The sequence below is a fragment of the Streptococcus pseudopneumoniae ATCC BAA-960 = CCUG 49455 genome, from assembly GCF_002087075.1.
Lineage (GTDB): Bacteria > Bacillota > Bacilli > Lactobacillales > Streptococcaceae > Streptococcus > Streptococcus pseudopneumoniae.
Genome location: NZ_MWSM01000024.1, coordinates 1 through 8,715, shown reverse-complemented (window position 1 = coordinate 8,715; position 8,715 = coordinate 1). Strand labels below are relative to the sequence as shown.

The 8,715-nt window shown below is 41.1% G+C and carries 7 protein-coding genes and 2 pseudogenes; all 9 read left to right on the top strand.

Annotated features, from left to right (window positions below):
- A partial coding sequence (locus B4W83_RS06430) for a MiiA motif-containing surface protein (protein WP_142246435.1) occupies nt 1–961 on the top strand: 961 nt, incomplete at its 5' end.
- Nucleotides 962–1,297: 336 nt separating this feature from the next.
- Nucleotides 1,298–1,648 carry an IS66 family insertion sequence element accessory protein TnpB gene (gene tnpB, locus B4W83_RS06425; protein WP_023937629.1) on the top strand — a complete coding sequence of 117 codons (351 nt, stop codon included), beginning with the start codon at nt 1,298–1,300 and terminating at the stop codon, nt 1,646–1,648.
- A pseudogene (locus B4W83_RS12415) lies at nt 1,642–1,716 on the top strand (hypothetical protein); the annotation flags it as partial. The gene tnpB and the pseudogene B4W83_RS12415, both read left to right, overlap by 7 nt.
- 234 nt (nt 1,717–1,950) lie before the next feature.
- Nucleotides 1,951–3,228 (top strand): ABC transporter permease, encoded by a 1,278-nt coding sequence (locus B4W83_RS06420; RefSeq protein ID WP_001068295.1) that lies wholly within the window; start codon nt 1,951–1,953, stop codon nt 3,226–3,228.
- A 126-nt stretch (nt 3,229–3,354) separates the two neighbouring features.
- The gene (gene vex2 / locus B4W83_RS06410) at nt 3,355–4,002 is read left to right on the top strand and encodes an ABC transporter ATP-binding subunit Vex2 (RefSeq protein WP_000173720.1); all 648 of its coding nucleotides are present in this window, start codon (nt 3,355–3,357) and stop codon (nt 4,000–4,002) included.
- A gap of 55 nt (nt 4,003–4,057) precedes the next feature.
- Complete coding sequence (vex3, locus tag B4W83_RS06405) at nt 4,058–5,437, top strand: ABC transporter permease subunit Vex3 (RefSeq protein ID WP_000902988.1); 1,380 nt, start codon at nt 4,058–4,060, stop codon at nt 5,435–5,437.
- A gap of 297 nt (nt 5,438–5,734) precedes the next feature.
- On the top strand, nt 5,735–7,555 hold the full coding sequence (locus B4W83_RS06400) for a CAP domain-containing protein (RefSeq protein ID WP_001250146.1): 1,821 nt from the start codon (nt 5,735–5,737) through the stop codon (nt 7,553–7,555).
- On the top strand, nt 7,518–8,279 hold the full coding sequence (locus B4W83_RS06395; RefSeq protein ID WP_007284985.1) for a hypothetical protein: 762 nt from the start codon (nt 7,518–7,520) through the stop codon (nt 8,277–8,279). Before B4W83_RS06400 ends, B4W83_RS06395 begins: the two co-directional genes overlap by 38 nt.
- 355 nt (nt 8,280–8,634) lie before the next feature.
- A pseudogene (locus B4W83_RS06385) lies at nt 8,635–8,715 on the top strand (DNA-binding response regulator); the annotation flags it as partial.

The following is an 8,715-nucleotide window of genomic DNA, read 5'->3' as shown; positions in this document are numbered from 1 at the left end:
AGGAACAGATCCAAACGATAAGAACTCAACACCAGACAATGTCGACACCGACAAAGACGGCTTCCCTGATAAGGAAGAAGTAGAGAAAGGAACAGACCCTACTAAAGCCGATACAGACGGCGATGGCTTGACTGATAAGGAAGAAGTAGAGAAAGGAACAGACCCTACTAAAGCTGATACAGATGGCGATGGCTTGACTGATAAGGAAGAAGTAGAGAAAGGAACAGACCCTACTAAAGCTGATACAGATGGCGATGGCTTCACAGATAAAGAAGAAGTAGAAAAAGGAACAAATCCGAAAGATCCAAACTCGAAACCAGAATCTAAACCAGTAGGTGCATCAACTAAGGATTCAGATAGTGTTAAAGATCCATCAGTAACATCGGTTAAAGATCCAAGCAACTTGACTGATGCAGAAAGAGCTAAGGTAGCCGAAGAAGTTAAGAAATCTAACCCAACTGCAACAGATGTTAAAGTAGGTAAAGATGGAACAATAACTGTAACCTTCCCAGATGGCTCAACAGCAGTAATTCCAGCAGCTAAAGCAGTTGAGAAAGCTAAAGATGCAGATAGTGTTAAGGATCCGTCAGCAACACCAGTTAAAGATCCAAGCAACTTGACTGACGCAGAAAAAGCTAAGGTAGCCGAAGAAGTTAAGAAATCTAACCCAACTGCGAAAGATATTAAGGTAAACAAAGACGGATCAGTAGTTGTAACCTTTGAAGATGGTACTACATCTGTTATTCCAGCAGATAAGACAGTCAAGAAATCAGATAGTTCAGTAGCAGTTAATCCAGCTACCAACCAAGATTCACCTGCTCAAGCACCAGCTGAGAAAGCAGGAGCGAAAGAATTGCCAAATACTGGTACAGAACAATCTAGCGCTTCACTTGCTCTAGCACTTCTTGCAGCAGCAACAGGGGGACTCCTTATCGCGAAAAAACGCAAGGAAGAAGAGTAAGAAATTACTTTGATAAAATAATTCATAGGATAAACATTCTGTAAATTTAACGAAAATAGATTGGAACACTATGTTCTAGTCGCCCCCAAAAGGATAGCATCTCCGAGAGGAGATGTTATCCTTTTTTTACTAGTGAATCAAATGATATAGTGGATTGAATTTATAATAGTACGGTAAGCGCGTCATAACAAGGTATCTATCATTCATGGAGTTCCTCCTGTATACTATTCGTAAAGTAAAACTATTGGAAGATATTTTAATGCCACAACCTATTGTTCCTGTAGAGATTCCACAATCTCGAAATGATAGAAGAGCTTTTGGATAAGGTGTTGCTCTATGACAATTCATCTATCTAGCCTAGGGCAGGTCTATCTCGTGTGTGGGAAAACGGATATGAGGCAAGGCATTGATTCACTGGCTTATCTCATTAAAACCCACTTTGAATTAAATCCCTTTTCAGGTCAAGTCTTTCTCTTTTGTGGTGGACGTAAAGACCGCTTTAAATCCCTTTACTGGGATGGTCAAGGATTTTGGCTACTATATAAACGCTTTGAGAGCGGCAGACTGACTTGGCCCAGTACAGAAAAGGATATCAAAGCTCTCACGCCTGAACAAGTAGACTGGCTTATGAAGGGCTTTTCTATCACTCCCAAAATAAATTCATCAGAAAGTCGTGATTTCTATTGAAAGACGGGCATCTGGTCCTTTCCAATAATCTAGCTGAACGCGCTATTAAATCATTGGTTATGGGACGGAGTAAAAGAGTCCAGTGGACTCTTTTAGCCTAAGAAAAACGTGGACTGATTTTGTGTTTGGATTATGACCTTGAACGACATGCTTTAAAAGTTAGTTGAACCGCCGTATGCCGAACGGCACGTACGGTGGTGTGAGAGGGACTAGAGATTATCCCCTACTCGATATTTTTTTCGTATTTCATAAACATTTCATATTTGGGTTTTATAATAGTCTTACAAATATGGAGGTGACAAATGAATCCAATCCAAAGATCTTGGGCTTATGTCAGCAGAAAACGACTGAGAAGTTTTATTTTATTTCTGATTTTATTGGTCCTATTGGCTGGAATTTCAGCCTGTTTGACGCTGATGAAGTCCAACAAAACAGTTGAAACCAATCTTTACAAATCACTCAATACATCTTTTTCTATTAAGAAGATAGAAAATGGTCAGACTTTCAAGTTGTCGGACTTATCATCCGTGAGCCAGATTAAGGGACTGGAACATGTCTCTCCTGAACTCGAGACGGTCGCAAAACTAAAAGACAAGGAAGCAGTGAGTGGCGAGCAGAGCGTGGAGCGTGATGATTTGTCAGCTGCAGACAAAAACTTGGTCAGCTTAACGGCTCTTGAGGATTCATCCAAGGATGTGACCTTTACCAGTTCGGCCTTCAACCTAAAAGAAGGGCGACACCTTCAAAAAGGGGATTCCAAGAAAATCCTGATCCACGAAGAGTTGGCTAAGAAGAACGGTCTTTCGCTTCATGACAAGATTGGCTTGGATGCTGGTCAGTCTGAATCTGGAAAAGGACAAACAGTAGAGTTTGAGATTATCGGCATCTTTTCTGGTAAAAAACAAGAGAAATTCACAGGCTTGTCTTCTGACTTCAGTGAAAATCAAGTCTTTACAGATTATGAAAGTAGCCAAACCCTTTTGGTCAATAGTGAAGCTCAAGTCAGTGCAGCACGCTTCTATGTAGAAAATCCTAAGAAAATGGACGGACTCATGAAGCAGGTAGAAAACTTGGCCTTGGAAAATCAAGGCTACCAAGTCGAAAAGGAAAACAAGGCTTTTGAACAAATCAAAGACTCAGTGGAAACCTTTCAAACCTTCCTGACCATCTTCCTTTATGGGATGTTGATAGCAGGAGTAGGGGCCTTGATTTTGGTCTTGTCTCTCTGGTTGAGAGAAAGGGTCTACGAAGTGGGGATTTTACTAGCACTTGGAAAAGGCAAGAGCTTGATCTTCCTACAGTTCTGTTTAGAGGTAGTTTTGGTATCTCTTGGTGCCTTGCTTCCAGCATTTGCTGCAGGCAACGCCATCACATCCTACCTACTCCAAACTCTACTAGCAAGTGGAGAGCAGGCAAGCTTACAAGACACGCTAGCCAAAGCAAGCAGTCTATCAACCAGCATCCTATCTTTTGCAGCATCCTATGTTTTTCTAGTTCTGCTTAGTTGCTTATCTGTAGCCCTTTGTTTCCTATTCTTATTTAGAAAAGCGCCGAAAGAAATTTTATCATCTATTAGTTAATACTCTTTGAAAATCTCTTCAAACCGCGTTAGCTGTATCTGCAACCTCAAAGTTGTGCTTTGAGCAACCTACAGCTAGCTTCCTAGTTTGCTCTTTGATTTTCATTGAGTATAAGAAGGAGAAATCATGACTTTATTACAATTACAAGACCTTAACTACCGTTATAAGAACACTGCTGAGGCAGTCCTATATCAGATCAATTATCATTTTGAACCTGGGAAATTTTACAGTATTATTGGGGAGTCAGGAGCGGGGAAATCCACTCTCTTGTCCCTACTTGCTGGTTTAGATAGTCCTGTTGAAGGTTCGATTCTTTTCCAAGGAGAGGATATTCGTAAGAAGGGGTATTCCTACCATCGTATGCACCATATTTCCCTGGTATTTCAAAATTATAACTTGATAGATTATCTTTCTCCACTGGAAAATATCCGCTTGGTCAACAAAAAGGCAAGCAAGGATACACTGCTTGAGCTTGGTTTAGATGAAAATCAGATCAAGCGGAATGTTCTCCAGTTATCAGGTGGTCAACAGCAACGTGTTGCCATTGCTCGCAGTTTGGTCTCAGAATCTCCAGTTATTCTAGCTGATGAGCCAACAGGAAATCTGGATCCTAAAACTGCTGGAGATATTGTCGAACTGCTCAAATCACTTGCCCAGAAAACAGGTAAATGTGTCATCGTCGTAACCCACAGCAAAGAAGTGGCACAAGCATCAGATATTACACTTGAGTTGAAAGATAAGAAACTGACTGAAACTCGAAATACTACGAAATAATACGAACTTTTTCTGTTCAAACTATAAAATAGAATAAAATCTAGAAAGGGAATCTATGTTACACAACGCATTTGCCTATGTTACAAGGAAGTTTTTCAAATCGATCGTCATCTTCCTGATTATTCTCCTCATGGCGAGCTTGAGTTTGGTCGGCTTGTCGATCAAGGGAGCTACTGCCAAAGCTTCTCAGGAGACCTTTAAAAATATCACCAACAGCTTCTCCATGCAAATCAATCGTCGCGTCAATCAAGGAACGCCACGTGGTGCTGGGAATATCAAGGGTGAAGACATCAAAAAAATCACCGAAAACAAGGCCATCGAGTCTTATGTCAAACGTATCAACGCTATCGGAGATTTGACTGGATATGACCTCATTGAAACGCCAGAAACCAAGAAGAATCTCACTGCTGATCGTGCCAAACGTTTTGGAAGTAGCTTGATGATCACTGGTGTCAATGACTCCTCTAAAGAAGACAAGTTTGTCTCTGGTTCTTATAAGCTGGTCGAAGGTGAGCATCTAACCAACGACGACAAAGATAAGATTCTCATGCATAAGGACTTGGCAGCCAAACACGGCTGGAAAGTTGGGGATAAGGTCAAACTAGACTCCAATATCTACGATGCCGATAATGAAAAAGGAGCCAAGGAAACAGTCCAAGTGACAATCAAGGGACTCTTTGATGGTCATAATAAGTCAGCAGTAACTTACTCACAAGAGCTTTACGAAAATACAGCCATCACAGACATCCATACTGCTGCAAAACTTTATGGATACACAGAAGACACAGCCATTTATGGGGACGCAACCTTCTTTGTAACAGCAGACAAGAACTTGGATGATGTTATGAAAGAGTTGAATGGCATCAGTGGTATCAACTGGAAGAGCTACACACTCGTCAAGAGCTCCTCTAACTACCCAGCTCTTGAGCAATCTATCTCTGGTATGTACAAGATGGCCAGCCTCCTCTTCTGGGGTAGCTTGAGCTTCTCAGTTCTCCTCCTTGCCCTCTTGCTCAGCCTTTGGATCAACGCCCGTCGCAAGGAAGTGGGAATTCTCCTCTCTATCGGCCTCAAGCAGGCAAGTATCTTGGGGCAATTCATAACCGAATCTATCTTGATTGCTATCCCTGCTCTAGTTTCTGCTTACTTCCTAGCTAATTACACTGCCCGTGCAATTGGAAACACTGTCCTTGCCAATGTGACTTCAGGTGTTACCAAACAGGCTAGTAAGGCGGCTCAAGCCTCTAACCTTGGTGGTGGTGCAGAAGTAGATGGCTTTAGCAAGACCTTGTCGAGCCTAGATATTTCTATTCAGACTTCAGACTTTATCATCGTCTTTGTCCTAGCCTTGGTTCTAGTGGTTCTCGTTATGGCGCTTGCTTCAAGCAATCTCCTTAGAAAACAACCAAAAGAGCTTTTGCTGGATGGTGAATAATACTGATGCTAGACTGAAAAATGAGGCTAGCAACTGAAAGTTTTAAAATGATACATGAAGCAGAAAGCAGTGGTGAAAATCATTGCTTTCAGTTGCTTTCTTTGTACTTTAGTGTTAAATATGATATACTAAAGTTATGGAATTTATTAGAAAGGGGTTTCGCAACTTATATATGGAATTGTGCATAAAAATCTATAGATAAATCTGTAGAAGCCTATCCATATCGCAAACATAGGCTAGTAGACCTAGGCAGGGTCTACCTTGGAAAATATAGAATAGTGAGGAAAAATAAATATTATGAGACAAACAAATGTTAGAGGAAGCTTATCCCTCCGTGGTTTTAGAAAATTAAGAACGGGTGCAATTGTTGCGACAGGTGTGATTCTACTGGGGCTAGGCTTTTTAGCTCCAACTGTATCAGCCAGTGAACAAGATGGTGTTTGGGTAGCCAGAACAGTTGAGGAAGTGAAAGCTGATATTCTAAATATAGACAATTTATCACACTACACAATTAAGTGGGGAGATACATTGAGTGCTATTAGTGGGGCAACAGGGCTATCTGTTGATAGTTTGGTTGAGATAAATCGTATTGCAAATAGAGATTTGATTTTTGCTAATAATAAATTGTATTTTAGCGAAGAGGCTTTTCTAAAAGATGGAAATACAGAAGTAAAAAGACAGCGAGTGTCGATTGATAATTCTGGTAGTCGTCAAAGTTATGAAGTTGAAACAAAAACAGATACTGTAACTGGTGAACAAAGGACTACTGTTAAACAAACGACACCAGTAGCTGTGGAAATCCCAGCGGCGTCAGCAGAGAAAGCTGAAGAGTCAGTATTGCCGGCATCGAAATCAGAAACCTCAATCTCAGTTGCGCCAAAAGCCGAAACAAGATCAGAAACTTTACATGCTCCATCTGCAGATACTACAATTGAATCAGGGAACTCAACTGAATCAAGTCCAGTAGTAGACAAGGCCCTTTCAAATATAGGGACAACAAATCAACCTGTAGTTTCAAATCCAAGTTCTGAAGCGCCAGCACCGAAAGTGGAAGAGCCAATGGTATCAGAACCAAAATCGGAAGCACCAGCGACCCCAGCACCAAAAGTGGAAGAACCAGTGTCACCGGCGCCAAAAGCGGAAGAACCAGCAACACTGGCACCAGAAGTAGAAGAGCCAACGGTATCAGAACCAAAAGCAGAAGCACCCGTATCTCCAGCACCGAAAGTGGAAGATTCAATGGTATCAGAACCAAAATCAGAAGCACCAGCGACCCCAGCGCCAAAAGCAGAAGAGCCAATGGTATCAGAACCAAAATCAGAAGCACCAGCGACCCCGGCGCCGCAAGCGGAAGCACCAGCAGCGCCAGCACCAAAATCAGAAGCACCGGTAGCTACAAGACCAACCACGGAAGATCCAGTAATACCGAAAGGGGAAGTGCCGGCTGTACCACAAAAGGAGGTGCAGACTGTATTTAAATCGGAAGTGAGTCAAGCATCTGCTGGCAATGTTTTGGTGGGAATCAAAGGAGAATTTTTAACACCAGATCAACAAGCTATCTTAGATTCTCTTAATAAGATTCGTAAAGAGGCTTTTGAGGAGAAATTAGTAGATAAGTATGTTCCGATTAAGTGGTCAACACAACTGGAAAAAACGGCTCTTATGAGAGCTGCTGAGTCTTCTATTACGAATGCCCATGCTCGTCTCTCTGACAAAAATATTTGGACAGCTTTTCCGACTGGTACTAGAACATTTGGAGAAAACTTGGCGTGGAATTATAAAGGATTTGCAGAGGCGATTAAGCAATGGTACTCAGAAAAAGCCGATTATATTAAAAAATCAAAGGGTGAGACAGTTGCAGGTCAAACTGGTCATTATAAATCATTGATAAATCCTCTATATACTTATACAGGTCTTGGTGCATTTAATAACCCTCGTCATGAACATCACTGGATTACTGTTGCACAAATTTTAGGAGATAAGGTCGACTCGGAGGCTTTAGTTGGACAGTATGGGCCAGCAATTCAAGAAGCAGAGGTGACAGAATCTCAACTTTCCTCATTTAAAACAAAAGCTGATATTGTCGAAAACACATCTGATAGAAGAGACAAACAGTAAAGAGGTTAATTCACAGGAAGCGTCTTCAGAAACAAGAGATGTAACATCGCACGGTAACGGAGCAACAGAGGAAGCAAAGACTGTAGAATCTACGGAGAGCACAGAGAAAAGCCAAGTAGAACCAGCTGAAAACACATCAGCTACGGATATGGCAGAAACAGGAAAAACATCTGTAGCTCCATCATCAGACTCAGAAAAAGTATTGACCACCACAGAAGAAACTGGAGAAGCGACTTCGTCTGATTCTAACTTAGTAAATTCACAAGAAAATAATTCTGAGACACAAGATGGAACAACAAATGCCACATCAGAAGAATCGTCAGAGTCAAAAGAAGCATCAGTTACCTCTGAAAGTGAGTCAACAGACACACAACCATCTGTAGAAGTAGGAACAGAAGAAACACTAGCTCCAAAAGACGCAGGAACAACAGTAGAAGCTGAAGAAGTTGTAACACCAGCTCCTCAAAAGGTCAAAGTCAATGTTTTTTATAACTTTGATAAAATGAAAGATATTGCAGGTTTTCTAGGAGATATCAATGGAACTCCTCTTGAAATCGCGGAAGGTTCAACAGATGATGAAGTAAAAGTGGCAGTCAAGAACCAAGTTGATGCTAAGAAAGAAGAGTTGGGCAAACGTGGCTATACTTTAAAAGAGGACTATGTCTATCAAGCTAATGGGAAAGATTATAACTACGTTGTAACATTTTCAAAAGCAGCTAAATAATTTTCATTCTATAGAGAGTGAAATGCAAGCAGAGAGAGCGATAGGCTCTCTTTGTTTTATCGAGTGGTCAGTTGCTTACAGACAAAAGGCCAGTAAGAGATTATAATAGAAAATAGAGTAGGTATTTATACTCTTCGAAAATCTCTTCAAACCACGTCAGCGTCGCCTTACCGTATGTATGGTTACTGACTTCGTCAGTTTCATCTACAACCTCAAAACCATGTTTTGAGCTGACTTCGTCAGTCTTATCTACAACCTCAAAGCAGTGCTTTGAGCAACCTGCGGCTAGCTTCCTAGTTTGCTTTTTGATTTTTATTGAGTATAAGAAAAATAAAAAATAGAGAGCAGTTAAAGTATGAAAATTTTAATTGTAGAAGATGAAGAGATGATCCGTGAGGGGGTCAGTGATTATTTGACGGATTGTGGCTATGAAACC